This window comes from Roseomonas sp. WA12, assembly GCF_054165765.1.
In genome coordinates this window covers 94,547-119,884 of record NZ_JBSTUI010000002.1, presented here as the reverse complement: position 1 = coordinate 119,884, position 25,338 = coordinate 94,547, and the positions used below count along the sequence as shown (strand labels likewise).

20 protein-coding genes and 1 pseudogene are annotated in these 25,338 nt (G+C 66.2%); 7 read left to right on the top strand and 14 right to left on the bottom strand.

Features of this window, described 5'->3' with window-relative positions; translation table 11 throughout:
- Positions 1 to 3 precede the first annotated feature (3 nt).
- Complete coding sequence (locus ACVBD7_RS23035; protein WP_458097858.1) at positions 4 to 2,973, top strand: ATP-binding cassette domain-containing protein; 2,970 nt, start codon at positions 4 to 6, stop codon at positions 2,971 to 2,973.
- A 195-nt stretch (positions 2,974 to 3,168) separates the two neighbouring features.
- Here ACVBD7_RS23035 and ACVBD7_RS23030 read toward each other — a convergent pair.
- The 7 genes and pseudogenes from ACVBD7_RS23030 to ACVBD7_RS23000 form a co-directional block, all read right to left on the bottom strand.
- Positions 3,169 to 3,864: pseudogene (locus ACVBD7_RS23030) on the bottom strand (IS6 family transposase).
- Positions 3,865 to 4,187: 323 nt separating this feature from the next.
- The gene (locus tag ACVBD7_RS23025) at positions 4,188 to 5,147 is read right to left on the bottom strand and encodes a Bug family tripartite tricarboxylate transporter substrate binding protein (RefSeq protein WP_458097857.1); all 960 of its coding nucleotides are present in this window, start codon (positions 5,145 to 5,147) and stop codon (positions 4,188 to 4,190) included.
- A gap of 135 nt (positions 5,148 to 5,282) precedes the next feature.
- On the bottom strand, positions 5,283 to 5,666 hold the full coding sequence (locus ACVBD7_RS23020; protein ID WP_458097856.1) for a hypothetical protein: 384 nt from the start codon (positions 5,664 to 5,666) through the stop codon (positions 5,283 to 5,285).
- On the bottom strand, positions 5,663 to 5,959 hold the full coding sequence (locus tag ACVBD7_RS23015; RefSeq protein WP_458098358.1) for a transposase: 297 nt from the start codon (positions 5,957 to 5,959) through the stop codon (positions 5,663 to 5,665). The genes ACVBD7_RS23020 and ACVBD7_RS23015 overlap by 4 nt, the downstream gene beginning before the upstream one ends.
- A gap of 439 nt (positions 5,960 to 6,398) precedes the next feature.
- On the bottom strand, positions 6,399 to 7,892 hold the full coding sequence (locus tag ACVBD7_RS23010; protein ID WP_458097855.1) for a phospholipase D-like domain-containing protein: 1,494 nt from the start codon (positions 7,890 to 7,892) through the stop codon (positions 6,399 to 6,401).
- Complete coding sequence (locus ACVBD7_RS23005; RefSeq protein WP_458098357.1) at positions 7,852 to 8,679, bottom strand: endonuclease/exonuclease/phosphatase family protein; 828 nt, start codon at positions 8,677 to 8,679, stop codon at positions 7,852 to 7,854. The genes ACVBD7_RS23010 and ACVBD7_RS23005 overlap by 41 nt, the downstream gene beginning before the upstream one ends.
- A gap of 318 nt (positions 8,680 to 8,997) precedes the next feature.
- Positions 8,998 to 9,786: an IclR family transcriptional regulator gene (locus tag ACVBD7_RS23000; RefSeq protein WP_458097854.1), complete on the bottom strand. Its 789-nt coding sequence runs from the start codon at positions 9,784 to 9,786 to the stop codon at positions 8,998 to 9,000.
- A 396-nt stretch (positions 9,787 to 10,182) separates the two neighbouring features.
- On the opposite strand from ACVBD7_RS23000, the gene ACVBD7_RS22995 reads away from it, so the two are divergent.
- From ACVBD7_RS22995 to ACVBD7_RS22970, 6 genes are all read left to right on the top strand, one after another.
- Complete coding sequence (locus ACVBD7_RS22995) at positions 10,183 to 11,508, top strand: aspartate aminotransferase family protein (protein ID WP_458097853.1); 1,326 nt, start codon at positions 10,183 to 10,185, stop codon at positions 11,506 to 11,508.
- A 125-nt stretch (positions 11,509 to 11,633) separates the two neighbouring features.
- The gene (locus ACVBD7_RS22990) at positions 11,634 to 12,701 is read left to right on the top strand and encodes an ABC transporter substrate-binding protein (RefSeq protein WP_458097852.1); all 1,068 of its coding nucleotides are present in this window, start codon (positions 11,634 to 11,636) and stop codon (positions 12,699 to 12,701) included.
- 12 nt (positions 12,702 to 12,713) lie between these two features.
- Complete coding sequence (locus tag ACVBD7_RS22985) at positions 12,714 to 13,763, top strand: ABC transporter ATP-binding protein (protein WP_458097851.1); 1,050 nt, start codon at positions 12,714 to 12,716, stop codon at positions 13,761 to 13,763.
- Positions 13,744 to 14,601, top strand: coding sequence for an ABC transporter permease (locus ACVBD7_RS22980; RefSeq protein WP_458097850.1), 858 nt, complete (start codon positions 13,744 to 13,746; stop codon positions 14,599 to 14,601). Before ACVBD7_RS22985 ends, ACVBD7_RS22980 begins: the two co-directional genes overlap by 20 nt.
- The gene (locus ACVBD7_RS22975; RefSeq protein WP_458097849.1) at positions 14,588 to 15,397 is read left to right on the top strand and encodes an ABC transporter permease; all 810 of its coding nucleotides are present in this window, start codon (positions 14,588 to 14,590) and stop codon (positions 15,395 to 15,397) included. Before ACVBD7_RS22980 ends, ACVBD7_RS22975 begins: the two co-directional genes overlap by 14 nt.
- Before the next feature lie 7 nt (positions 15,398 to 15,404).
- Positions 15,405 to 16,736 carry an NAD(P)/FAD-dependent oxidoreductase gene (locus ACVBD7_RS22970; RefSeq protein WP_458097848.1) on the top strand — a complete coding sequence of 444 codons (1,332 nt, stop codon included), beginning with the start codon at positions 15,405 to 15,407 and terminating at the stop codon, positions 16,734 to 16,736.
- 106 nt (positions 16,737 to 16,842) lie between these two features.
- Here ACVBD7_RS22970 and ACVBD7_RS22965 read toward each other — a convergent pair whose 3' ends face one another.
- The 7 genes from ACVBD7_RS22965 to ACVBD7_RS22935 all read right to left on the bottom strand — a co-directional run bounded on the left by ACVBD7_RS22965 (position 16,843) and on the right by ACVBD7_RS22935 (position 25,181).
- A complete protein-coding gene (locus tag ACVBD7_RS22965) occupies positions 16,843 to 17,595 on the bottom strand; it encodes a GntR family transcriptional regulator (RefSeq protein ID WP_458097847.1) in 753 nt (250 codons plus the stop codon).
- Positions 17,596 to 17,677: 82 nt separating this feature from the next.
- On the bottom strand, positions 17,678 to 19,000 hold the full coding sequence (locus tag ACVBD7_RS22960; RefSeq protein WP_458098356.1) for an aspartate aminotransferase family protein: 1,323 nt from the start codon (positions 18,998 to 19,000) through the stop codon (positions 17,678 to 17,680).
- A gap of 10 nt (positions 19,001 to 19,010) precedes the next feature.
- Positions 19,011 to 20,132, bottom strand: coding sequence for an amino acid ABC transporter substrate-binding protein (locus ACVBD7_RS22955; protein WP_458097846.1), 1,122 nt, complete (start codon positions 20,130 to 20,132; stop codon positions 19,011 to 19,013).
- A gap of 279 nt (positions 20,133 to 20,411) precedes the next feature.
- Entirely contained in the window at positions 20,412 to 21,293 is an 882-nt protein-coding gene (locus ACVBD7_RS22950; RefSeq protein WP_458097845.1) for a 3-keto-5-aminohexanoate cleavage protein, read from the bottom strand.
- Positions 21,294 to 22,117: 824 nt separating this feature from the next.
- Entirely contained in the window at positions 22,118 to 22,993 is an 876-nt protein-coding gene (locus ACVBD7_RS22945) for a hypothetical protein (protein WP_458097844.1), read from the bottom strand.
- A gap of 185 nt (positions 22,994 to 23,178) precedes the next feature.
- Positions 23,179 to 24,159, bottom strand: a complete 981-nt coding sequence (locus tag ACVBD7_RS22940; RefSeq protein WP_458097843.1) for a Bug family tripartite tricarboxylate transporter substrate binding protein — start codon at positions 24,157 to 24,159, stop codon at positions 23,179 to 23,181.
- Positions 24,160 to 24,278: 119 nt separating this feature from the next.
- Positions 24,279 to 25,181 (bottom strand): dihydrodipicolinate synthase family protein, encoded by a 903-nt coding sequence (locus ACVBD7_RS22935; RefSeq protein WP_458097842.1) that lies wholly within the window; start codon positions 25,179 to 25,181, stop codon positions 24,279 to 24,281.
- Positions 25,182 to 25,338: the final 157 nt, after the last annotated feature.

The following is a 25,338-nucleotide window of genomic DNA, read 5'->3' as shown; positions in this document are numbered from 1 at the left end:
GCCATGAGCAGCGACACCATGTCGGAATCCGCGAAGCCGGACATCGCGGCAGTTCCTCTCATGCCGCCTGCCGCGCCGGCGCCAATGCCGGAGGACGCGCCGCCCGCGCCCTTTGCTCTGCCGGCCCACGCCCCGCTCAAGCTCGACGACCCCTCCCGCCGCTGGATCGTGGACCGCGGCAGCGTCGCCCTCTTCGCCCTCCGTGCCCCGGTTGCTCCGGCGAAGGAGGGGGTGCGACGCTACCTCGGCACGGTACCGACGGGCGGGATGCTGTGCGGTATGGGCGAGGACCTCGCCGGCACGACCCTTCTTGCCGTGGGCGGGGCGGACACGGTCCTGCGCCCGCTGGTCTCCGGCCCGGCGCCTGGGCCGGTGGCCGCGCTGGCTGCTGCCGTGGAGAGTTGGGCACAGGCGGTAGCCGGCGGCCTAGCCCGCCCGCTCCAACCGCGCCCGCGGGCCGATCTCGCCGTCCGTCCCGGCGGCGCCCGGCAGCGCCTGCCGGCGGGGGCCGTCGTCGTCGCGGGAAGCGGTCCGCTCTGGCTACGGATCACCGGCGGTGACTGGCTGCTTCTGGGGCTCGAGCCCGTGGAAGGTCTTGTTCCGCTGCCGGCTGGCGCCTGGATCTCGGGCGGGGGCGGCGTGTTCCGTCCCCTCTCCGGCACCGAAGCACTGCGTTGTCCCGATTGGGAGGCCGGGCTTTCCGCCTTCAACGCCGCCCTGCTGGACGCCCTGCCCGCCGCCCTGGCCCTAGAGGCCGCCGACGAGCTGAACCGCCGTCGCCTGCGCAGCGCGCGCGAGGCCGAATCCGAGGCAAGCCAGGACGCCACCTTCGGCGCAATTTTCGGCAACGCCGCAGCCCGCGCCGAGGTCTCGGACGCCGATCCGCTGATGCCGGTGTTCCGAACCGTGGCCGCTTTCCTCGGGATCGAAGCGCGCCGGCCCATCCGCGTGCGCGCCATCGACGTGGATGCCACCTCCACCCTGGAGGAACTGGCCTGCGCTTCCAGCATCCGCCTGCGCCCGGTCCGGCTGGAACCGGGCTGGTGGCGGGCGGATCACGACCCCCTCTTCGCCCGCCGCGCCGATGGCGCCGTGGTCGGGCTGCTGCCCGCGGGACGCGGCTGGCGAATCTGCACCCCCGAACGCCCCTCCGGCGCGCGCTTGGACCCCGGCCTAGCCGCCGCGCTGCAGGCCGATGCCTGGGCGCCCCTGCTGCCCCTTCCCCGCAAGCCGCTCGGCATGGGCGAACTGCTCTCCGCCGGGATGCGGCGCGCGGGCGGGGACGTGCCGGCCATCTTCGCCTCCCTGCTGATCGGCGCACTATTGGGTCAGGCCGTGCCCATGGCCACTGGGCTGGCCTTCACCCTGCTTATCCCCGGCGGCCATCTCTCCGAGTTGACGCAGCTCGGCATTGCCCTGGTCCTCGTCGCGGCCGTGTCCTGGGCGGTGCGGCTGGGCGGCGAGGTGGCGCGCCAGCGCATCGAGGCACGCGCGGGCCCCGCTCTGCACGCCGCCATCTGGGACCGGGTGATCCGCCTGCCGCTGGCTACCCTCAACCGCCAGACCGTGGGCGAGACGGCGGCGCGGGCGGGGGCGACGATTTCGCTGGCCGTCCAGATTCGCGCGCTGGGCTTCGGCGTGGCCTCCTCGGTCGCGGTGATTCTCTCCTCGGCCGCGGTGATGCTTCTGGCCCAGCCGGTGGCGGCTTCGGTGGGGCTCGGCCTGCTCGCGCTGCAGATGGTGGCGGCCAACCTGGCGGGCTGGCTGCAGGGCCGTGCCTTCGCCAGCGGCGAGGCCTTGTCCGGCCTCGCGGATGCGATGGTGCTGCAGATCGTCTCGGGGCTGGTGAAGCTTCGCCTCGCCGGGGCGGAGGGACGGGCGGAGGCGGTCTGGGCGGGGCGCTTCGCGGGGATGCGCCGCCGCCTCGTCGCTGCGCGCCGCGTCGGTAATGTCTATGACGCCTTCTCGGCCGGCTACGCCATCCTCTCGACCACGGGCGCCTTCCTCGTCATCGCGCTGATGCAGCGGGTGCAGCCCGGCCAGGCCGCGCCGTCGCTCGCCTCGGTCATGACCTTCCTCTCGGCCTACGGGATGATGGCCGGCGCGGGCGCGCAGCTGGCGAAGACCGTCTTCTCGCTCTGGTTCCTGCTGCCCACGATGAAGTTCGCCAAGCCGCTGTTGGACTCCCTGCCCGAGGCCGAGACCGGCCGCGTGGATCCCGGCCGCCTGAACGGCGCGCTGACCTTGTCCGGCGTCGCCTTCCGCTATGGTCCCGCCGAGCCCTGGATCTTCCAGGGGCTGGACCTGGCGGTGGAGCCGGGCGAGTTCATCGCCATCACCGGCCGCTCCGGCGCCGGCAAGTCCACCCTCGTGCGGATCCTGCTGGGGATGGAGGAGCCGCTGGCCGGCGCCATCTACCTCGATGGCCACGACCTGCGCGGGCTCGACACGGGCGCGGTGCGCCGGCAGGTGGCGACGGTGCTGCAATCCGGCCGGCTCCCCTCCGGCAGCCTGCGCGAGGTGGTGCGCGGGACCACCGGGGCGAAGGACGCCGCCATCTGGGAAGCGCTCGGCCGCGCGGCCCTGGCTGACGAGGTCCGCGCTATGCCGATGGGGCTGGAAACGGTGCTGACGGATGCTGCCCGCGTGCTCTCGGGCGGTCAGACTCAGCGCCTGCTGTTGGCCCGCGCGCTCCTTCAAAAACCCGCGCTGATGATCCTAGACGAGGCGACCAGCGCGCTCGACAACATTACCCAGGCCGTCACCATGAAAGCAGTGCGGGATTTGCCGGCTACCCGCATCGTCATCGCCCATCGCCTTTCAACCATCCGCCACGCGCATCGCATCATCGTGCTGGACGGGGGGCGGGTCGCAGAGAGTGGGACCTTTGACGAGCTAATGGCGAAGCGCGATGGGCAATTTGCTCGCCAGTTCATGGAAGAGGTGCGCTGGCAGGCTCGGAGCGAGAGCTGAGCCGCCCCTAGGACGGTCCGCCAATCAGATCGTTGCAGAGAAGGGCGAGCAGCATGCTCTGTAGGCCCTGGTGTGATCCGAACTCGGCAGCATTGTGGTCGTCGAAAGCATGGCTTTTGAACTCCTCGCAGGTACCGTCAACTTACCGACCCCAGGGCAGCGAGGTTAACTGATCGGCAGCGGGAGTAGTGGCGATCAAGCCGGCGCGGTGACGCCGCTGATGTCGGACCACACCTCGAACGCGCGCGCCCGTGCGGCGCGGTACTCGCTGGCAGCGACGTGGTCGCGGCCGGGATGAAAGAGGTTGTTGATTCCGTCATGGGCAGAGAGGAAGCGGTGTGCCTGGCCTGCTGACTTGAACCGCTTCATCTGCCGTTCCCGACGTCACGTCGGCTGATGTGAGTTCTCGGCCCGGTTATTGAGCCCCTCATGCTGGCGGTGCTACACAGCAGGCATCACGTCCGTTTTCGCCGCGCTGTAGCTCGCCAGCTTGTCGGTGATCATGACCCGCGGTGGCCGCATCTGCCGCACCAACAGCTTCCTGAGTACCCGCTTGGCAGCTTGCTTATCGCGCCTTCTCTGCACCAGCACGTCAAGCACCATCCCGGTCTGGTCGACGGCGCGCCAAAGCCAATGCGTCACGCCGTTGATCTTGAGGACGACCTCGTCCAGGTGCCACTTGTCGCCGGCCCGAGGCAGCCGGCGCCGGATCTGATTGGCGAAAGCTTGGCCATACTTGCGGCCCCACTGTCGCAGTGTTTCGTGGCTGACCACGATGCCGCGGAAGGCCAGCATGTCTTCGCTTATCCAAAAGCTGAGCGGGAAGCGGTAATACAGCCATCCTGCCAGGCCTGAGCATCGGCAGAGCCGCTGCCTCAACAACTGCGCCAAGGTGTCACACCGATCGATACGACGGCGAGAACAGCAGATTCAGCGGTTCAAGTCGCCGCGCCACGCCAACGGTTTCTCTCACCCACTCTGTGATGCCTGCGTCAGCTGGGCGTTCCTTGGCTCCTACTTCGCCAACCTGACAACACCATTCCCAGAGCGGTTGCTCGGTGTCGAGGGCGCTGAAGATAGCGAGGAAGCCGAAGACGGCCAGCAAATCGCGCCTTCGTTGCGCGAGCGCGCGAGCGCGCGAGCCGCTGAAGCGCAGCTAGCCCAAGAAGCCCATCCTATTACAGTCATCGGCGCGGCCCAGCAGGGGAGGGGCCCTACTCGCTCGCGCGGATGCCGAGCCGCCGCACCAACTCCGTCCAACGCTCGCGTTCGACCCGCGCCGCCTCGGCCAGTGCCGCCCCGTCGCCTGTGCGCGGATCGACGCCCAGTGCCAGCAGCCGCGCCCGCAGCTCCGCATCGCCCGTCGCAGCGCGAGATGCCTCTGCAATGCGCTGCGCCACCGGCGTCGGCAGGTTCGCCGGCCCGAAGATGCCGAACCAGGTCTCCGAGACAAGACCGGGCAGCCCCGCCGCTTCGCCCGTGGGCACGCCAGGTGCCAGCAACGTCTCGGCCGGGGAGGTGACAGCCAGCGCCTTCACCGTGCCGCCCTGGATGTGGGCGGCGGCAGTGGCCGGCACGTCCAACAAAATATGCACATCGCCTCGCCGCAGCTCAGCATACACGGCGCCTGTGCCGCGATAGGGCACATGCACCATACCGATATCGGCCAGGCTGTCGAGCAGCGCCCCATTCAGATGCGGCGTCGTCGCCACGCCGGAGGAGCCGTAATTCACCCCTCCGCGCCGCGCATGGGCCCAGGCTATGAAGCCGCGCAGGTCACTCACCGGCACGGTGGTAGAGACGAGCACAAGCGAGGGTGAGGCGCCGATCAGGGCCAGCGGGGTGAAGTCCCGCTCCACGTCATAGGGCAGGCTCGCCCCTGTGGCCGGCGCGGTAGAGTGGATGGAGGAGGTGGCGAGCAGTAGGGTTAGCCCGTCCGGCTGTGCCCGCACCACCACCTCGGCCGCCGGCACGCCGCCCGCGCCGGGGCGGTTCTCGACCACCACCGTGGTGCCCAGCCGCTGAGCCAGCGCCGGGGCGAAGAGACGGGACACCGCATCGGTCGCGCCGCCGGCCGGGAAGGGCACGATCAGCCGGGTCGGGCGGTTCTGCGCCAGGGCGGGGCGGGGCAGCGCGGCGAGAGCCGGCAAGGCGAGAAGGGAGCGGCGATTCATTGGGCAGTCTCGGGACAAGGGTTCAGCTCTTGGCGCGGTCATCGCGCCAGGTAAACAGAGGGGCCAGTAGTAGCCAAGCAGCGGCGCGAAGTCCGCAGCGCACCCAGTGGAAGGTACGGGAGAGGTGCCGCGACGTCACGAGCGCGGCCCGGCTGGCGATGCCGGGGGCGGAGCGTTATCCAGCCATAGCGGCACCGCACAGACTTGCCGGCCGCCCGTTTCCGCCCGACCGCGCGTCCCTTGCAGTGCTACAGCAGGGTCCACGAGGTTATTACGGCGGATGGCGTCAGCCCAGGCTCGCGCAGATGCTGAGCCGTCCGAAAGCGCGGCACAGATTACGTCCGACGCGTCCCGCACTTCGGCCGCCTCTGTGGAGCGGCCCCACAGATAGCCGCCGCCGGGCACCCCCAGCAGCAGCACCGCAGCGGCGATGCCCGACAGCACAGCCGTCGGGCGGGACTGCTCGCCCGCTTGGGAGGCAAAATCCGCTCTGCGCGCTTGCATGAACTGGTGCGTCATGTCCGCCCGCTCCTTGGCGCCCATCGTTTGCCGGCTGGCCTCTGCGTGGTCCAGCAGTTCCCCCATCGCGCCGGGGTTCGAGCGGAGCCATGGGAGGTGTCCACCAGCAGGTGTATGGGGCGGGTGCCGGGCTGGGGGTACGGCATCTCTAACGTGTCGCCCCGCCAGCTAAGGGTGATGCGGTCCGGCACGGCCAGATTCAGCCTGAGCAGGGCGATGATGGAGCCGATCAGGCCTTTGGTCTGACGCGAGGCCGGACGGAACACGGCTCGAAGCGTCGGGGCCGTGGAAATGGCCAGCGTTGAGTAGCGTGGCTGGGCGCCCCGCGTGGTCCAGGTGCTCGCCCTTCGAGGTCGCGATCGCCGCCTCAGTGAACCACATGGTCAAACTGGCACGCCTGCGCAGGGCCGCATCATACTCTGCGCAGTTCGACGCCCGGAGCTCCTGCTTTGGAATACGGTGACGACGGTCGGCATTGGCTTGGAACGGCAAGCTGCGCTTTCCTGAAAAATGACGGGCCGTCGCCCCCTCAGCAACCTAACTCACCCAGACCGCCAGGCCGATCCGTGCACCATAGTGCCGAGCATCTGGCGGGGACGGCGCATGGGCGATAGCAGGGTCAGCCGTTGTAGTGACCGTTGCTGCTCCCCGCTCGGCAGTTCCGCCTCCGCCATACGGCCGCCTGATCTGATCTTCACCTCGAGCGTAGCAGCGACCGGTGAGTGCCGCCGTTTAAAGCTGAGACTCAATTGGAAGTAGCTGCACGAGCCGCGCGAGAACCCTTCTCCCGAGCGTGGCATCGGGTTCTTTACCAACCCTCTGGTCCACGCCGTCCCAGCAAAGATCACCCCGTCCGTTTCGGGTTACGCGCCAGCTGCGCACCGGGTCAGAGAGACGTGCGAACTCATCCCGGACTGCGTCGCCCAGTGCTGGATGGCGGACAAAGACACCCATTTCCGTGTTGAGGGTTGCCGAGCGGGGGTCGAGGTTGAAGGAACCAACAAAAGCATGCTCGCCGTCGACCACAAGCGCCTTCGTGTGCAGGCTGGCGCCGCGCGAGCCGAAGACGCCACCCGATTCCTTTCCGGACCGCTTCAGTTCATAGAGCTCGATGCCGACATCCAGCAAATGGCCGCGGTGGCGGGCGTAGCCGCCATGTACCGCCACTACGTCTGTGGCGGCGAGGGAGTTAGTGACCACAGCTACCCGCACTCCTGTCCGCGCGAGCTGCTCTAAGACGGCCACGCCCTCCTCGCCCGGCACGAAGTATGGCGAGATGAGCAGCGCCTCCTCGCGGGCCGCGCTTAACGCCTCCAGAATTGCCGGCGCCAGGCACTCCTTCACCTTTGCCTGTGAAAGCACTTTGTCGGGCGGGTCAGCGACCACGCGAATGTCATCAGGAGCCAAGACGGTGGCAGGTGAGGCAACCCCGGCCATGACACGCGCCACACCGGGGTCAGCTCTCAGGGCATTAAGGAACGGATGGGCACCCTCGGCGGCCATTGTCACGTCTAACCGCCGCGCGAGTGCAGCAAGTCGGCGTGGGTGCGGGCGCAACCCGCTCGCGCGCCTCACAGGCTGCGCGAGTGGGTGTTGCCAGTACCGCTCAAAAATTGCATTCACGTCGCGCACGGCTTGCCCGTCGACAACGAGGTCGAGGTCGCGGAAGTTGAAAGCACCGGAGGCGTCGTAATACTCGTCGCCTACGTTTCGCCCACCAACTACGGCGATGCTGCCATCAGCGATCCAGGCCTTGTTATGCATGCGTCTGTTCAGGTGGCGCCCACCGAACAGCATCTCCAGTAACATGCCCACCTGACCAAACCTGCGCCAGCGGGTGGGGTTGAAGAGCCTCACTTCGATGCGCGGGTGTGCATCGAGAGCCGAGAGCACGCGCTCCCGCCCCAAAGCGTACATGTCGTCCAACAGCAAGCGCACGCGGACTCCACGCCCAGCCGCTCGCAGCACCTCACGTGCCAGCAGTCGGCCCGTCATGTCGTCGCGCCAAATGTAGTAGAGGAGATCCAGGCTCTCCCCGGCATCACGGGCGGCGCGGCAGCGGGTTGCGAATGCAACCAGGCCCTCCGACACAACCTCTACGCTGCTGGCGCCAGCGGGCGAGTGTGAAGCGGATGGATCGATCGTCCTTTCTGCCCTGTCTATTTTGATCATCGAGCCGCCTTCGTCAGGCTGCGTCAGCGACGGTAATACCGTGGACAGCCGCAAGCCGCAGCCGGGCCTTAAGTGGCAAGTGGTCAGAGGCGACGCGGGCCAGTGGCGTGTCGTGGGCACGCACCATCTCCACGAGCCCATATGGTCGGCCGAGGATTCGATCCAGCGGCAGCAAGGGGAGGCGGCTGGGAAAGGTTGCGTGGTCTGGTCGAACGCCCTCGAAGTGTCCCTCCAACGCGATCAGAGAGGACCGGCGTCCTGGCCGCCACTCGTTGAGATCCCCAAGGATCACTGTGGGCATATCGTCCGCAGCCTCCAGCGTCTCCAGGATAGCCGCCACCTGTCGCGCCCGGTGCCGTCGAAGCAGGCCGAAATGCGCCGAGACCACGCGCAGTCTCCCGGCCGGCAGTAGCAAGTCTGCGACTGCTGCTCCGCGCGGTTCACCACCAGGAAGGGTCAGGCGGCGCAACCGGGTGACCTCGCCCGTGCGCAGCATGAGCGCATTCCCATGCCAGCCCTGCCCTTGGGTGACGTTAGAGAGGGGTACGTGGCGTAGTCCGGTGCGCCGTTCAATTCCAGCCAAATCGAGCAGGCCAACTCGCCGTCCGAAGCGCCGGTCCACTTCCTGTAACGCGAGAATGTCGACGTCCAACTCCGCAATCACTTCGCCCACGCGCGCAGGATCAAACCGATTGTCTGTGCCGATACACTTATGGACGTTGTAGGATCCAATGGTGAGGTCGCCCGGGCGGAGCGGGATCGGCTCGGACGGAGCTGCGCTTAAGCGACCCCGGATCAAGGAGAAGACATGGGGCCGGATGGCCCTGAGGTCGTGGGGCATCCGCGCGCTGGAGGGTGTCATCCTGCCTCATCGACGGAGAGAGGGCGGCGAAGCGCCCGGGGAACGACGGAGATAGGTGCAAATTGCTCACAACCCAAGTGCGCCTGAGCTCAAAGCTCGCTCTGAAGACTTTGGCTCTCCCTCGGGGTCGGCCAATCGACGCTACGCTGGTGCCGCTAAATCCACATCGTCTTCGATGGTGCCTTTGCCTCTGATCGAACGCCGCCGGGTTTAGGAACTCTTGCTCAACCGTCATTCCGGACCAAGTCGCTCAGTGCCGGCAGATAACCGCCTGACTTCGGTATGTAACAAGACGCGCTACTTCGCGCGCCTACCACCCAGGGCGCTGACAATTTGCGCCACCATCCGGACGAGCTTGGGGCCGATCTCCTCCTCGAAGCGAGGTGGCTCCCTTAACATCCCGATAGCAGAGCAGCTGAAGCTGAAGACGTCCCGGGTCCGCGGATCTACGAAGGGTGTCCCAACGGCCGCTACATCCTCTCGCAGCAAGCCGCGGACTACGCAGAATCCATGATGCTGAAGCTGATGGCAGCTCTTCGCGTAGACGGCCTCGAGCCTCGGCCAATCTGCTCCCGCGGCCCGTCTGATTCGTTGGATGGTGTCCTCGCGGCCATGCTTCTCCATCGCGTAGAGGGCAGCATGACCCAGCGCCGTGGTAATGATGGGTAAACGGGCACCCATGCCGGTCGCGAGAACCATATGGCCGGCTTTCTGCGCCAGCTCGAAATGCAGCATCTCCTCGCCAATGGGCATAGCGAGATCGACCGGAAGGTCGACGTCCTGGCTGAGAGCTCGCATCAGAGGAACAGCAACTTCGCGTATGTCGAGGGCTGATAGCCTCGACAGACCGAGCCGAAGCGCGGCGGGACCGAGCCGCCACCCTGCCGTCGGCGCGCGCTCTAAATAGCCGAGCGCCTCAAGGCTGAGAACGAGACGCGACAGGGTGGAGCGCGTCAGACCGGAGATCCCGGCCAGTTCCTGGCTCGCAACCGGTTCAGCTGAATCCGCAACGATCTCCAGGATGCGAAAGCTTTTTCGCACAGCGGTCGGGACCGTGGCGCGGTCCACCTCTGACGGAAGGGGCAAGTCAGGTCCTCCAAGGGGAGCTTGGGGCGGCTCCCAAGCAGACCATGGCTTAGCACGAACATGCCCGCCGTAATCCCGTATTTTGGGAGAGCATCCCGTATGTTGACACTGCGGCGCAGCTGGCGTCTCGTTGCGCTGGAGAACGGGAACCAGGCACGACACGCCCACGACCAACACGTTGTCCGCGAGGAGTTCAGGCGATGAGTACCGGACTACCGCGAGGCCGGGGCCGAGCTGGTGCAGCAATCGTCCGCCTGGAAACGGGGGAGGGGGTGTCACCTTCCTTCGCCGGCTCGTTCGCATGCTGCGGAGGCGTGCAGCGGAACGGCGTCGACGACTACCAACTCAGCACTCAAGCAGCGTTGTGACCCGCTTCGCCGTCCCGGAGGCTACATCATGAGCCACATCCTGCACCGCAACTTGCGCAAGGACCCGATGGTCGCCCGCTCAGGGCGTGGGTTGCTGCTGACCGGGGCTGACGGGCGCGAGATCATCGACGCCTCGGGCGGAGCGGCTGTCGCCTGCATCGGCCACGGCGACGAGCGGGTGGTCGCAGCCATCACCCAACAGGCGCGAGAACTGGCCTATGCTCATACAGTCTTCTTCACTTGCGAGGCGGCTGAGGAGCTTGCGGAACTGCTGGTGGGCGACAGGCCTGGCGGATTGAGCCACGCCTATTTCGTCTCCTCAGGATCCGAGGCGATGGAGGCGGCTCTCAAACTCGCGCGACAGTACTTTCTCGAAATCGGCCAACCACGCCGTCAGCGCTACATCGCCCGGCGACAGAGCTATCACGGGAACACGCTCGGCGCCTTGGGCCTGGGCGGCAACATGGCGCGCCGCGAGCCCTACACCCCGATTCTGGCCGACTGCTTCAGCCACGTCTCTCCCTGCTTTCCTTACCGTGAGCAGGGCGAAGCCGAGAGCGACGCCGAGTACGTGACGAGGCTTGCGGACGAATTGGATGCGGAGTTCGCCCGCCTTGGTCCAGACACAGTAGTCGCCTTCGTCGCAGAGACGGTGGTAGGGGCCACCACAGGCTGCGTTACCGCGCTACCAGGCTATTTCCCGGCGATGCGAGCGGTCTGCGACCGATACGGCGCGTTGCTGATCCTGGACGAGGTAATGTGCGGCATGGGCCGTACTGGCACGCTTCACGCCTGGGAGCAGGAGGAAGTCGCACCGGACATCCAGACCATCGCGAAAGGGCTGGGCGGGGGCTACCAGCCCATCGGTGGCATCCTCGTCGCGGAGCGGGTGGTACAGGCCCTGGCTGCTGGCTCGGGTGCCTACAAGCACGGCCACACCTATCAGGCCCACCCCGTTGCCTGCGCGGCCGCCCTTGCTGTGCAGCACATTATCGCGGCCGACGGGCTGCTGGCCAACGTCAACGCGATGGGCGCGCGGCTTGAGGCGGCGCTGCAAGATCGGTTCGGCAATCACGCGAGGGTCGGCGATATCCGCGGCCGCGGGCTCTTCTGGGCGTTGGAGTTTGTCGAGGACCGGGCGACCCGCCGCAGCTTCGATCCCGCGCTGCAACTCAACGACAGGGTGAAAGCCGCGGCCCTGAAAGAGGGTGTTGCGATCTACCCAATGGGCGGGACGATCGACGGCAGGGTAGGCGATCATGTCATCATCTCCCCTCCCTACATCGCCGCCGCAGACGACATCGACCGGATCGTCGAGCGGCTGGGGCGTGCCGTAGATGCCGTCGTCTTCTAGTCAGCCGGTCGCAGAGGCCCCGTCGGATCGTCACGCCGGTGCGGCCTGAGAGTGCTTCGCGTGCAGCCGGCCGCCTTCGGCGGCGCAGGGCGTCCAGGCCACTTGAGAGACAGGAGAGGTACGACATGATCCTTGACCCGACACGCCGCGGTATCCTGCAGATGGCCGGAGGCCTAACGGCTGCATCCCTCTCGCTCCCCGCATTTGCACAGGGCGCCACCCCGCCGAAGCCCGATCGCATCGTGGTCAACGCGTCCGGCGGCGCGATGAACAACATCTTTCGGCGTAGCTACTTCGCCGAATTCGAGCGGCTGCACGGCATCCGGGTCGTCGATACCTCACCCGTAGACTTCGGCAAGCTCCGGGCCATGGTGAATGCCGGCAACCCCGAGTGGACGGTAACAGAGATCGGCGGACAGGACGCCTTCCGCGCTAAGGAACTGAACCTGCTCGAACCGATCGACAGCACGATTGTGAACCGCACGATGTTTCCGGAGATGGCGCGCGACTCCCACGTCTTCCTCTCCTCCGCATATTCGACTGCCCTCGGCTACCGCACGGACGTCTTCCCGAACAACAGCCATCCAAAAGGCTGGGCGGAGTTCTGGGACGTGCGGCGCTTCCCCGGCGCGCGCTCCCTGCGGAACCACCCCACCGACAACCTCGAATTTGCGCTGCTGGCCGACGGCGTACCCATGGACAAGCTCTACCCGCTCGACATGGACCGCGCCTTCCGCAAGCTTGACCAGATCCGGCCGCACATCACGGTATGGTGGAGCACCGGCGCGCAGCCCGCCCAGTTGCTGGTGGATAAGGAGGTGGTGCTCGCGACCGGCTGGAATGGCCGCTTCTTTGAGCTAACCCGACGCAACGCTCCCATCGCCACTGAATTTGCGGGAGGGAGCCTTAAGAGCGGCGCCTTCGGCATCCCGCGTGGCACGCGGCAGGCCTATTGGGGCCAGCAATTCCTGCAGGTGATGACCAACCCCCGCTTGCAGGCGGTCTACGCGACAGAGCTGTCCTATGCCGGTCTCAACCCGGAAACGGTAAACTTCGTACCTGAGGAGATCCGCCCGATGCTGCCGGCCGCGCCCGAGAACCTGGCCAAGCAGTTCTGGCTCGACGTGAACTGGTGGACCGAGAACGCCGCGAAGGCCCAGGAACGCTGGAACCGCTGGATGCTGCAGCGCTGAGGAGCGCGGCAGGTGGAACTCTCGGTCAAGGGAATCGTCCGTCGCTTTGGAGCGGTAGCGGCGCTCGACGGCATCGACCTGAACGTCGCCGAGGGGGAGTTCCTGACGATCCTCGGACCGTCCGGCTCCGGCAAGACGACGTTGCTAAAGACCGTAGCCGGCTTCGAGATCCCTGACGAGGGGGCCGTGCTGCTGGGCGGGAAGGACATCACCCTTACACCGCCGCGAAAGCGCGACGTGGGAATGGTGTTCCAGAACTACGCCCTGTTCCCCCACATGACGGTGGCGGCGAACGTGGCGTTTCCGCTGGAGATGCGCGGCGAGAAGCGTGACGAGATCCGCCGCCGGGTGGAGGAAGCGTTGCAACTGGTGGAGTTGCAGGGTTACGGGGAGCGCTTGCCACGCCAGCTTTCCGGCGGCCAGCAGCAGCGCGTTGCCCTGGCGCGGGCGGTGGTATTCGGACCAGGGCTGCTGCTGCTGGACGAGCCCTTCGGCGCGCTCGACCGGAAGCTGCGCGAAGGGTTGCAGCTGGAGGTGCGGCGGCTGCAACGGCGCCTGCGGCTCACAACCTTGTTCATCACCCACGACCAGGAGGAGGCACTGATCATGTCCGACCGCATCGCCGTCATGGATCGCGGGCGGATCGAGCAGGTCGGCGCGCCATCCGAGGTTTACGCCCGGCCGTCGACGCGCTTCGTGGCGGACTTTGTGGGCGAATCAAACCTGCTTGACGGATCCGTCACCAGCAGTGCGGCACGCGTGAACGGCTTCAGCCCCATTCCACTGCAGGATCAGCCACCAGGTCCGGTTACGCTGCTGCTGCGTCCGGAGGCACTGCGCCTGGCGGAGGCGGCCGAAGGTGTACCCTGCCGCGGACGCGGACGGGTGGTCGAGACGATCTTCCTTGGCCTCTCCGCGAAGGTGCGGGTGAGGATAGAGGAAGGGCCTGAGGTCTTGGCGCGGGTTCCCCTCCGCCCCTCCACCCCGCCGCCGGCCGCAGAAGGCGAATGGCTAACCGTGGGCTTCTCGCCGGAGGACGTGCATGTCGTCCCCCGGGTCTAGCCGCCGCGCATTCTACCGGCGACGGGAACTTGCCCTGCTGGCGCTCGGCCTGCCCGCCCTGCTGCTGCTCGGAACCGTCTTCGCGTGGCCGGTGCTGCGGCTTCTCTCCCTGTCGGTCGACGGCGGTAACCTGGCCTACTTTGAAAAGGCGGCGCTGGACGGGCTCTACGTGTCGGTGCTCGCCGACAGCCTGAAGGTGGCGGCGGCAGTCACTGTGATCTGCTTGCTCCTGGCCTATCCCGTGGCCCTCTGGCTGTCGCGCGCCGGACGGATCGGCGCGGCACTCGGGCTTTTCGCGCTGATGCTGCCCTTCTGGACCAGTGTGCTGGTCCGCACCTATGCCTGGCTTGTCCTGTTGGGGCGCAATGGCGTGGTAAATCGAGCGCTGCGAGACTGGGGGCTTATCGAGGCGCCCCTGCTGTTGCTGCACAACATGGCCGGCGTGCTCATCGGCATGGTCCACGTCCTCCTGCCCTACATGGTCTTTCCGATCTATGCCGCGCTGCTTCGGGTGGACCCCGACTTATCTCGCGCAGCGGAAGGGCTGGGCGCCCCGGCCTGGCGCGCTTTCGTGCGGATCACCCTCCCGCTCTCCCTCGTCGGGGTCTCGGCCGGTTGCGCGCTGGTGTTCGTTCTCTCCCTGGGATTCTTTATCACGCCCGCGCTCCTCGGCGGTGGGCGTGTGATCATGATCTCTATGCTCATAGAGCAGCAGGTGAGGGAGTTCCTCGACTGGCCCTTCGCCGCCGCGCTCTCCACCGTGCTGCTGCTCGTCACCCTGGTGATTTACGGGATCATCGGCCGCATCATCCGCGGAGGCCGCCTTGAGAAGGCGTAAGGTCATCCCCCTCGGGCGTATCCTGCTCGGTCTCGTCGTCGGGCTGGTCTTTGCCTTCCTGCTGCTACCGATCCTGGTGGTCTTCCCGATCTCGTTCTCCTCGGCAAGCTACCTCCAGTTCCCGCCGCCGGGCTACTCCCTGCAGTGGTACGTGCGTTACCTGGACGACCCGAGCTGGATCGATGCCACCCTTCGCAGCGTCAAGGTAGCCGCACTCTGCACGACCGTGGCCATGGGGCTGGGCGTGCCATTGACGTTCTTCCTCGTCCGCTCACGCCTGCCCGGGATTCGGGTGCTGGACCGAATCTCGGCAGCTCCCATCATCGTGCCGACCATCGTGCTCTCCATCGCGCTCTACGGCGTCTTCTCCCACCTGCAGCTGATCGGGGAGTGGTACGGGGTGGCGGTGGCGCACAGCGTCCTGGCCCTACCCTTCGTGGTGATCCTCGTCGGCGCGGGACTACGCGGGTTCGATGCGGCGCAGGAGCAGGCGGCGGCGGGGCTCGGGGCCTCCTGGCCCGCCATCGTCTGGCGCGTGACCCTGCCTCAGCTCCGGCCCAGCCTCGTCACCGCCGCCTTCCTCGCGTTCATCAGCTCCTTCGACGAGCTGGTGATCGCGATGTTCCTTTCGGGCGCGGAGATGACGCTGCCGAAGAAGATGTTCGACAACATCATGATGGAGATCGACCCGACCATCGCGGCCGTGTCGGTCCTCCAGATCCTGCTGGTCGGCCTTTGCCTGGGCCTGGCCAGCCTGTTCGGGCGTGGCGTGCTGACCACGACCGTGACCCGCTGAGGACGCCATGGATCCCTCCATCCTCCACCCGGACTTCAAAGCCCAGCCCTTTTGGTGGGACGCCATCTCCATGGGGGGCGACGACCCGCCGGCGGACCTGCCCGCGCGCGCGGACGTCGTGATCGTTGGCGGTGGCCTGACAGGCCTGAACTGCGCGATCGAACTGGGGCGCGGCGGCGCGCGAGCGGTTGTGCTGGATGCCGAACCGCTGGGCTTCGGCGCCTCCACCCGCAACGGCGGCGGCGTATCCGGTGGCAACAACGTCGGCAAGGGCCTGTCCGGCGCCAAGGGGAGGCAAAATCCTGCCGAGATGCAGGATTGGCTCCGCGCCATCATGGGCGACGCCTCCGAAGGCCTGTCGCACATCGAGGCTCTCATCGCCCGCGAGAGGATCGAGTGCCACTACGAGCGCACTGGCCGCTTCGTCGGTGCCTGGACGCCGAAGCACTACGAAGGAATGGCCGCGAAGGTCGAGACTCTCAACCGCTACGCCGATGCTGGCGCCTCCATGCTGCCCCGGGAGCGCCAGCGCGAGGAGATCGCTTCGGACTACTACCACGGTGGGATGGTGGTAGAGCGGACCGGCAAGATTCATCCCGGCCTGTACCACCGGGGGCTGATGGCGGCTGCGCAGCGTCATGGTGCCACCCTGCTCGGCAGCACACGGGCCGGCAGCCTTGCCCGCATCGCCGATGGATGGCGGGTCGAGACCTCCCGCGGGCCGATCGAGGCACGCGAGGTGGTGATCGCGACCAACGGCTACACCGGGGGACTGACGCCCGATCTCCGGCGCCGCCTCATCCCTGTCGCATCCCACATCATCGCGACGGAGGAGTTGGATCCGGAGTTGGCCCGCAGCCTGATCCCAAAGCAGCGAACCTTGGCCGATAGTCGCCGCATCCTCTCCTACTACCGACTCTCTCACGACAACCGACGCGTCCTGTTCGGCGGCCGGGCGCGCTTCACGCAGGTGACGCCCGAGGTGTCGGCGCCGATCCTGCACGGCATGATGCTCGCGCGCTGGCCACAGCTGAAGGGCGTGCGCGTCACCCATGCCTGGACCGGCAACGTCGCCTTCGCTTTCGATTATCTTCCGCACATGGGGATCACGCCCAAGGGGCTGCACTACGCGATGGCCTGCAACGGCGCGGGGGTGGCAATGTTGTCCTATCTCGGGGCGGAGGTCGGAAAGAAGCTCCTCGGCAAGAGCAATCGCGTGCCCGTCTTCGACGGGCGGGATTTCCCGACACGCCCCTTTTACTCGGGCAACCCCTGGGTACTACCCGTGGTCGGGAACTGGTACCGGTTCCGGGACTGGCTCGACCGGCGGGCAGCGTAACCGCCGGGTCACCAAGCAATCAGCGAGATTGAGGGGCGCTGCAGGGTGCTCACGCTGCCCAGCAGACTGAGCCTGCGATGGCCGCTCGCGCCCAGTTCTCCCGCCTTCAGTCCTGGCGGCCCGAGACGGCAACCTTGCGGAGGGTACGGCCCTTCGTCACATCGTCGGCAAAGCGGAACTGCTCCAGCAGGAAGCTGGCAGCGAACTCAATCTCGACGCGAAGCTCCTCCGCGGCGGCGTCGACCTGGCCTCGGCGCAGCTCTGCGAGGATCGCAGCGTGCCGGTCCCCGAGCCGGCTTCCGAGGAGCTGCCATCGAGCCTCCCAGAACAGCGGTCCCCGGCGGAGCCAGATCGCCTCGATGAAGCCCAAAAGCATCGGCGCACCCGACTGGCGGTATAGGGATAGGAGAAAGCCGCGATCCGCATGCCCGACGGCGACCGGATCGCCCCGATCTCGCGCCGCCTTGTGATCCCGCGAGAACGCGGAGAGCTGGCTGAGCACGGGCCGGGTCAGCCGCGGCGCGGCGAGCCGGAGGGCGAGTGGCTCGAGCTCGGCGCGGATCGCGGTCATTTCCCGGAACTCGGCACGAGTCAGGCGCGGGACGACGGCGGTGCCGGAAGGAAGGACGTCCAGGGCCTTCTCGGCGGCGAGCCGCCGGAGCGCGGCCCTCACCGGCATGAAGCCTACCTCCAGGCTGGCCGCGACGCCTCGTATCGAGAGACGGTCTCCCGGAGCGTAGACGCCGTTCGTCAGCGCGTCGCGGATGGCCCTATAGGCTCGCTCCTCGAGGGCTGGCGCGACGTCCTCTTGAACCGGCGCGCCGCTCCCCGTCTCCCCGGGGCCCTCGACCCCTCTCACCGATCGAACCTCCACCCGGGCACTCCGCTTGCGCCCGGTGGGATGAACCTCCCGTACTGGGGACGTCAAGGCGCCCGGGCGATCACGCCCCTGGTGCCTCAGCGAGAACGGACTTCCGGGTCAGGCAGAATTCCTCGACCGCCCCCACGGCGCGGTCGCATTCCGCATCGCCGATGGGCAGGCTGAGGGCGAACATGCCGCGCCGGGCCAAGTAGACGCCGTGCGCCATGAGGTCGAGGAAGAAGAGCTCCCGTAATCCTTCCTCCACCGGCGTTGCGAGGTAGGGCCGCATGATCTCGCCCATCCGGAAGTGCGGCTGCATCATGCTGCCGATTCCGGTGAACTGCATGCCGACGCCGTTCTCCATACAAACCGCATTCAGCCGGTTCCGCAGCTGGTCACCCCGCGCGCGTAACGCCTCGGCCGCGGCGCCGTCGAAGATGTCGCCCATGGCGACAACGCCCGCAGACATCGAGAGAACGTTGTTGTTGAAGGTGCCGGAATGCAGGAGGCCGCCTGGCTCGAATGCTCCCATGATCTCCGCCCTGCCGCCGAACGCCCCGAAGGACATCCCGCCGGCGACGTACTTCCCAAGCGTGGTCATGTCCGGCGTGATCCCGTGCAGCGTCTGCAGTCCGCCGGCGCTGTGGCGGCTTGTCATCACCTCGTCGAAGATCAAGGGGATGCCTCTGGCCGTGGCCGCGTCCCGCAACGCCGCAAGGAAGTCAGGACTCGCCGGGATGCACCCGCCACCCCCCATCATCGGCTCCAGAATGATCGCTGCGAGGTCGTCCGCCCCCTCGATCATCGCGAGTGCTGCCGCGGTGTCGTTGTAGGGCGCGAGGGATACGGGATACGGCACATTCACTGGGCTGCCTCCGCCCGCGAAATTCAGCGAGCCGCCGTGATAGCCACCGAACATCGCGAGGAGACGGGTCCGACCCGTGTGGGCCCGCGCCGCCGACACGGCCATAAGGTTCGCCTCGGTTCCGGAGTTCGTGAAGCGCACCCGTTCGAGCGAAGGGAAACGATCGCAGAGAATTGCAGCCAGGACTGCCTCGCGCTCTCCAACCCCAGCCAGGTTCAGTCCCCGATCGAGCGCGGACCGAAGCGCCGCGAGAATTCTCGGGTCGGAATGGCCGAATAGACCCGCCGTGTACTCCCCGCAGAGGTCGAGATAACGGTGCCCGTCGATGTCCTCGAGCGTGCAGCCTTCTCCTCGCTCCATCGCGGTCGGAAAAGGGGAGTAGTATAGTACGGCACGGGTGTTTCCCCCCGGCATAACCGCACGCGCCCGTTCGTGCGCGGCGGCACTGCGCGGACGGGCGGCGGCATAGCCTTCGCGCGCCTCGGCCAAGGCAGTGTCGAGGTCCGAGTTGCGGGGCGGCTGCGTGTCGAGAGGCATGGTGCGATCCTTACTGCCAGAGCCAAGACATGAGCAGGCCGCCGTCATTCCATAGGCGATTGGGGCCGCGATCAATCCCGAGACCTCCGCTGCCCGCCGTGCGGTCGTAGACCTCGCCGTAATTCCCGAGTTGGCGGACGATATTGTACGCCCAGTCGGCCTGAAGGCCGAAGCCCGCGCCGATATTGTCATTTCGTCCGAGAAATCGCTGGACCTGCGGGTCCGCCGTAGTCCGTCGAGTCTCCTCGACATTGGCCCGGGTCAGGCCAAACTCCTCCGCCTGGATCAGGGCGAAGACGGTCCACCGGGTCAGGGCAGCCCACTCGGCGTCACCATTACGAACAAGGACACCGTGCATTTCCTTGAACACGACCTCGGGGAGCAGCACGAGGGAGGCCGGGTCCGGCGCTCCGATCCGGTTCGCAGCAAGATTGATCATGTCGTTTGTGATTGCGTCGCACCGGCCGGCAAGGAAGGCGGCGAGGACGTTGGACGGCGTGTCGAAAGCGATCTGCGTCATCCGCAAGCCTTTGGCACGCGCCCAATCCTCCAAAGTCCGTTCGTTGACGCTGCCCTGAGTGGTGCAGACCGTCGCGCCGTTAAGCTCCGCCGCGCGCGTGACGCCGGTCCTCCGGTGCACCAAGAGGCCCTGGCCCGTGTAGAAGTGAACGACCGTTTGCGTCAGCCCCATCGTGCTGTCCCGCGCGAGCGTGAGAGCCGTGGTGCGTGAGAGGAGGTCCACCTCACCGGACTGAAGCGCAGTGAAGCGGCTCTGCGCCGTCGTTGGCACGAAACGAACCTTCTCCGGATCACCAAAGACCGCAACCGCGACGGCCCGGCAGATGTCGGCGTCGAAGCCGGTCCACCGCCCCGCACTGTCCGGCATGGACATGTGTGCCACGCCGATCGAGACACCGCACCGGACGTGCCCGTTCCGACGCACGTTGTCGAATGTTGGTCCTGCCTGGGCAGGAGTTGGACCGACGACTGCTCCGAGCGCCAGGGCCGACAGGGCGATCCGTGTCAGGTAGCCAACGAAGCTCATGATACCCCCGAGACTGCGAACAGAATTCTGTGTGATCACACCGAAGTCGAAATCGTAATAACAGGGTGAGACGTGCGTCAACGTCATACTGGGACGTCTTCGCGCAAAGGCTGCTTGGGGCCGAGAGCCAACGGCAGGTCGCTACGCCCCGGACCGCCGTCGCAGCTAGGCTCTGCCGATAACACGATCGGTGCCGCCGTGGCTCGATCAGCGCGCGCAGCTTGACGGCTGACAATCCCCTGTTGGGAATTCGCGCTTTGCAGTCTTGCGGAATCGCGAACGTAGACATGAGCAGCATCGGTCAGCGCTCTGTCTCGCATCAGATCAGGGCTCGCCATGAGAGCGCGACAGACCCTTGCTCGCGCGTCAGGCTGAGCGGGTCGGAAGGTCCAGGATCGCTCGCGCCTCGTTCGGCGTCGCGGGTTCCGCACCGAGCTCCCGCATGATTCGAACAGCTTTTTCAACGAGGGCAGCGTTGTGCGGGGCAGGGACGCCCTTCTCCAAGTAGAGATTGTCCTCAAGGCCGACCCTCACATGGCCGCCCATCACGAGTGCCTGAGCAAGCATCGGGTACGAGGCAGCAGAGATGCCGAAGCCTGCCCACCGCGACCCTGCGGGAAGAAGAGACTGCATGTGCATCATCGAGCGCGAGCTCGCGATGGCGGAGTAGCGTATGCCTAGGACGAGCTGGAAGAGCGCTGGGCTCTGCAGGATGCCGTCGCGCATCAGGTCGCTGGCCATGTGGATGTCGCCGGTGTCGAAGACCTCCAGTTCCGGCAGCGCTCCCGCGGCGTAGATCGCGCGCGCCATTTCCGCCACCTGGGACGGGACGTTCATCTGGACGCGGTTGTTGAACCACATGACATTGAGATCGAGGGTGCAAATCTCCGGCCGCAGCTCGACGACGTGTCGTACCCTTTCAGCCGCTGACTTGAGATTGGTGCCGGGGCCGGCGATGGCGAAGTCTTCGGTTCCGGGGAAAAACGCAGCCCCAGGACCGGTCGTGAGATTGATGATGACGTCCGTGTCGCTTCCGCGGATGCGGTCCACGACCTCTCGGTAGAGCCCAAGTTCCATGCTGCCAGCGCCCGTCTCGGGATCGCGGACGTGAAGATGGACGATCGCTGCTCCCGCCTTAGCGGCATCGATGGCCTGTTCAGCAATCGCCCGCGGAGTGATCGGGACGGCGCTGTGCCGCGCCGTGATGGGTGACGCACCGGTCACAGCGCAGGTCAGGATCGTCTTCAAGATGCTCTCTGTCCTTTGAAGGTGTTACGGCGACGGAACACCCGCACTGTGACACTGCAGCATCCAGCCTTGCAACCAGTGAGATCACAAAACAGGCCAGAGCATGATCGCGAATAGCGGTCCTGCCTAGCGGGCTTAAGTGGCGGGCGCCGCACCACACCATGCTCTCGCGCGAGCAGAAGGACATAGCGGTTGCAGTTCCCTACGGTCCCAGGGGTGGGCCGCGGCACCTGATCTTCGGGAAAGTCTGTCGCTGGCGGGAGTAGTCGGCAGTTGGCCGCAAGTTATGCCCAAGCGTTCTCAGGCAACGCTGTCCGTCGTTGGAGTGATGCCGACAGGAGCTTGTACCGCCGCGCTGCGTCTGGGCGCCAGGGGCTAATACGTGTCCCGACCGAAGTCACGCTGTTCCGGTGACGGCGAGTGGAACGCAGCCGGTTTGTGGCCGGTCCGCTCGGACGATTTTCCACCAGAGCCAGACTCGTCAACTAGGGCGGACGACACTCGCCAGCACCGGCCGACGTGGCGTTGCTTACCCAGAGTTCCCGAGCGGAATTATTAAAGCGAGGGTGTACGGCGTACCGCGCCCAGGGTCCGAGGCAGCACCATGCTCTGGCCGGTGCTCCCAGCATGGCCGAGGTGTTAAGCGAAATCCGGAACAGCGTCCGGCGAAGCCGCGTCACGTCACCTGCTTCAGGTGTACGATGACAAAGCCGATGTAGCGCTGGCCGACGGTTTGCGCGCCCGTATCGTGCGGCCAGTGCCGGGGCTATCTTCGTATCAGCCTATCCTAAGGCTCACTCTGACGTCGTGCTATTAAGGCTGTCTCAGCCAAAATGTTCATCAAGATCCAGCCAACCCATGAGCGTTGCGCCTGAATCGGCTTTACCGATCGGAAAAACCGGACGGTACTCTTTCCGCCTCATGGAGTCATAGCCGCTGGAGGGACCACCCTGTCCGGCCTCGATGGTCTCCCACATCGGCCAGCCATCGTTGTCGTCCCACCGCGTGATGAGCCCAACATGCTTGAGGGTCCACTGCTTCGGACCGGTTGGAACACCAACCTGGAAAAGATCGCCCGGCTGCGGTCGGACAGTCGCGACCTTGTCGCGGTACCAGTTCCACCCGACAGGCGTCTTCAACTCCATTCCCGATTTGGGATGAACGTTTGCAAGGTTAAACGCTGTAGCTAGGCCTTTGCGCTTTCCCATCTTAGCGGCCTCAATCTTATCAAAGACTCGAAGCACCAGACCCTCACAGGAAGTCAGGACTCCGCGCCACGCTTCCTTTTTGTCCCTGGTCCAAGAGCCAGCCGGGCCTTTCACGAATTTCTCGTCAGTCCAGGCCGCTTCCAATGTCTCCTGTGTAAGGCCGGTCCAGTCCTTGAAGCGTGCGCTAGACCCTTTGTCGTTGGAGGCGAGGACCATTCCTGTATTGGGCAGCGCAAGGACGAGCTGCCAAAGAATGAAGACGCGCCTATCCGACAAATTGCCAGAACCTGGAGCAAGCCAACCAGCTGCGCCCATGGGACTGACCCTCCCCGCCACTTTGCGGCAAACATGATAAATCGATTTAGCAACATACCGCAAGGAGGGGGAGGGGATTGTGGTTTCGACCAAAAACAGAGCGAGGCCGCGGTGGCGAGAGAGGAAGAACATGTTCGCGCGCCACCCTGAGCAAATGGAAACGCGGGTGCGTTTCAATCCTTCTTCATGCTGTCCGTGATCTCCTTGCCGTAGGGCGGGCGCCGCGGCCGCGTGAAAGGGCCAAATGATTTGAGCCTGTGCAGCAGGTTGGGCCAGTCCTGGCCAACGGATGCAGGCCCACCGGTTGGATGCACTCGTCAGTCCGGTACGTGGCACCCGGCTTGAGGCTCCCGGGCCCAGTCTCAATCGGCCTTCAAACGTCCCTCCCGTGCGGCCTTGCTGGAAAGGGCATATTCCGCTTCCAGGATGCGACTGAACTCCTCCGGAGTTCCGGCATAGGCCTCGCTGCCGAGATCCCGCGCGCTTTTAACCATTTCCGGTTCCCGCACGGCCTGCTGGATCGCGACCGAGAGCCGATCCCGCAGCTCTTGCGGAGTCCGAGCCGGGACGAGGATGCCGATGTAGGTCGTCCCGTCGATCTCACCAAAACCAAGCTGCGACACCGACCTCACCTGCGGCAGGGCAGGATCGTTCGCCGGACCGAGCACCGCCAGAGCTTGCAGCGCGCCGGAGCGGATATGCGGCAGGGCGCTCGTCACCTGGTCGAAGTGCACGTCGATCTGACCGCCGAGCAGGTCGCTCAGCGCAGGACCGGATCCGCGATAGCTGACGGTGGTGAACTTGGTGCTGAGAAGGTTTTCAAGCTGGATCAGGGCGAGGTGGTTCGGCGTGCCCGGACCCGAATGGGCAGCGTTGAGCTTGCCTTCGCTCGAGCGGGCGTAGGTCGCAAGGGCAGCGAAGTCACGGAAGCGCCCGTCGTTGCTGCGGGCAAGCAGCACCATGGAGCTGCGATTGACGAGGCTCAGCGGGGCGAAGTCCGTGCGAGTGTAGGGCGTGCTCGTCATTTCCGGAACGGTGACGATCACGCCGGCGCCTGCAAGCAGCAGCGTGTGCCCGTCCGGCGCGCTACGGGCCACCTGCCCGGCACCAATGGCTCCTCCCGCACCGGGGCGGTTGTCAACGACCACCGACTGGCCGAGCACCTTGCTGAGAGAGGTGGCGACGATCCGTCCGACGAGGTCGGTGTTGCCGCCCGGCGCGAAAGGAACAACCAGGGTGAGTGCCCTGTTCGGGAAGCCCTGGGCCCGCAGCCCTGACGGAACGGCCGCACCTAAGGCGGTGAGAGTGCCGAGCGTGAGCAATCTGCGGCGATCGAGCGGCATGGGTTCCTCCGGTTCTTCTTTGCCCGGAGACTGCGTTTTGCGGCTCCGGTTCTTCCTGGACACGCGGCTGCAGGCCGCATCGGCGGCCGGCACGGGGAATAACCCCGTACCGCCAGGCTTCAGACGGTCTCCAGTGCCTCGTAGCGGAGCACGGCCTTCAGTGTCGTCTCGATCCGCTCGCGCTGCGCGTCGGTGGTCGCCGGCATGGGCGCCCGCGGCAGGCCGGCGTCGCAGCCCTGAAGCGTGATAGAGGTCTTGATGTTGGCCGGCAGGTTGTCGGCCACGATGGCGTTCCAGTAGGCGAGCATGGCCTTGTGCATCTCGAAGGCCTTCACATGGTCGCCGGCCTGGACGGTGTTCCACAATGCCACGCAGACGCCGGGGATGGCGGCAGGCGTCGCCGCAATGGTGCCGTGCGCGCCGAGTGCGAAGGAGGAGTAGAGCAGCGCGTCGATCGCCGAGTAGATCTTGCAGCCCTCAGGCACGCCGAGCAGCAGATCCGCCATCAGCTTCAGGTCGCCCTGGCTCTGCTTGACGCCCTGCACGCCGGGCAACTCGTTCATCAGCCGGATCAGCTGGGTCGGGGTGAGATAGTTCCAGGGTACGACATTGTAGATGATCACGGGCGTGCCCACCGCCTCGGTTAGCGCCTTGAAGTGGCGGAACGTCGCGGCCTCGTCCGGCTTGAAGAGGTAGTGCACCGGCGTGACCTGCAGCGCCGCGACGGACAAGTGCTCGATCGCCCTCGCGCGGTTGATTGCGTCGCGCGTGCTGTTGGAGATGATGCCGGCGACAATCGGGACGGCGCCGTTCACCTCCTCGGCCGTGATCTCCATGATGCGGCGGAACTCATCATTCGTGAGGGTATGGCCCTCTCCGCTGCTGCCACCGGGGCAGACGCCGTGCACGCCCTTGGCGAGGTTGAAGCGAATGACGTTGCGGAATGCCACCTCATCGATCTCGCCTTCGGCAGTGAAGGGTGTGACGAGGGGCGGGATGACGCCCGTTAATTCGAGACCCATGGCTTCCTCCAGGAACAGGCAGCAGGCTCTATCGCCGCCCTGACATGTCACAGGTTAGACTGATCGCATACTGACATGTCAACCCGGTTCTGCTCGTGGATAAGCCTTCCATGATCTGCCGCGCGGCCGTTGGCGGGGTATAGTGAGACGATGGTTC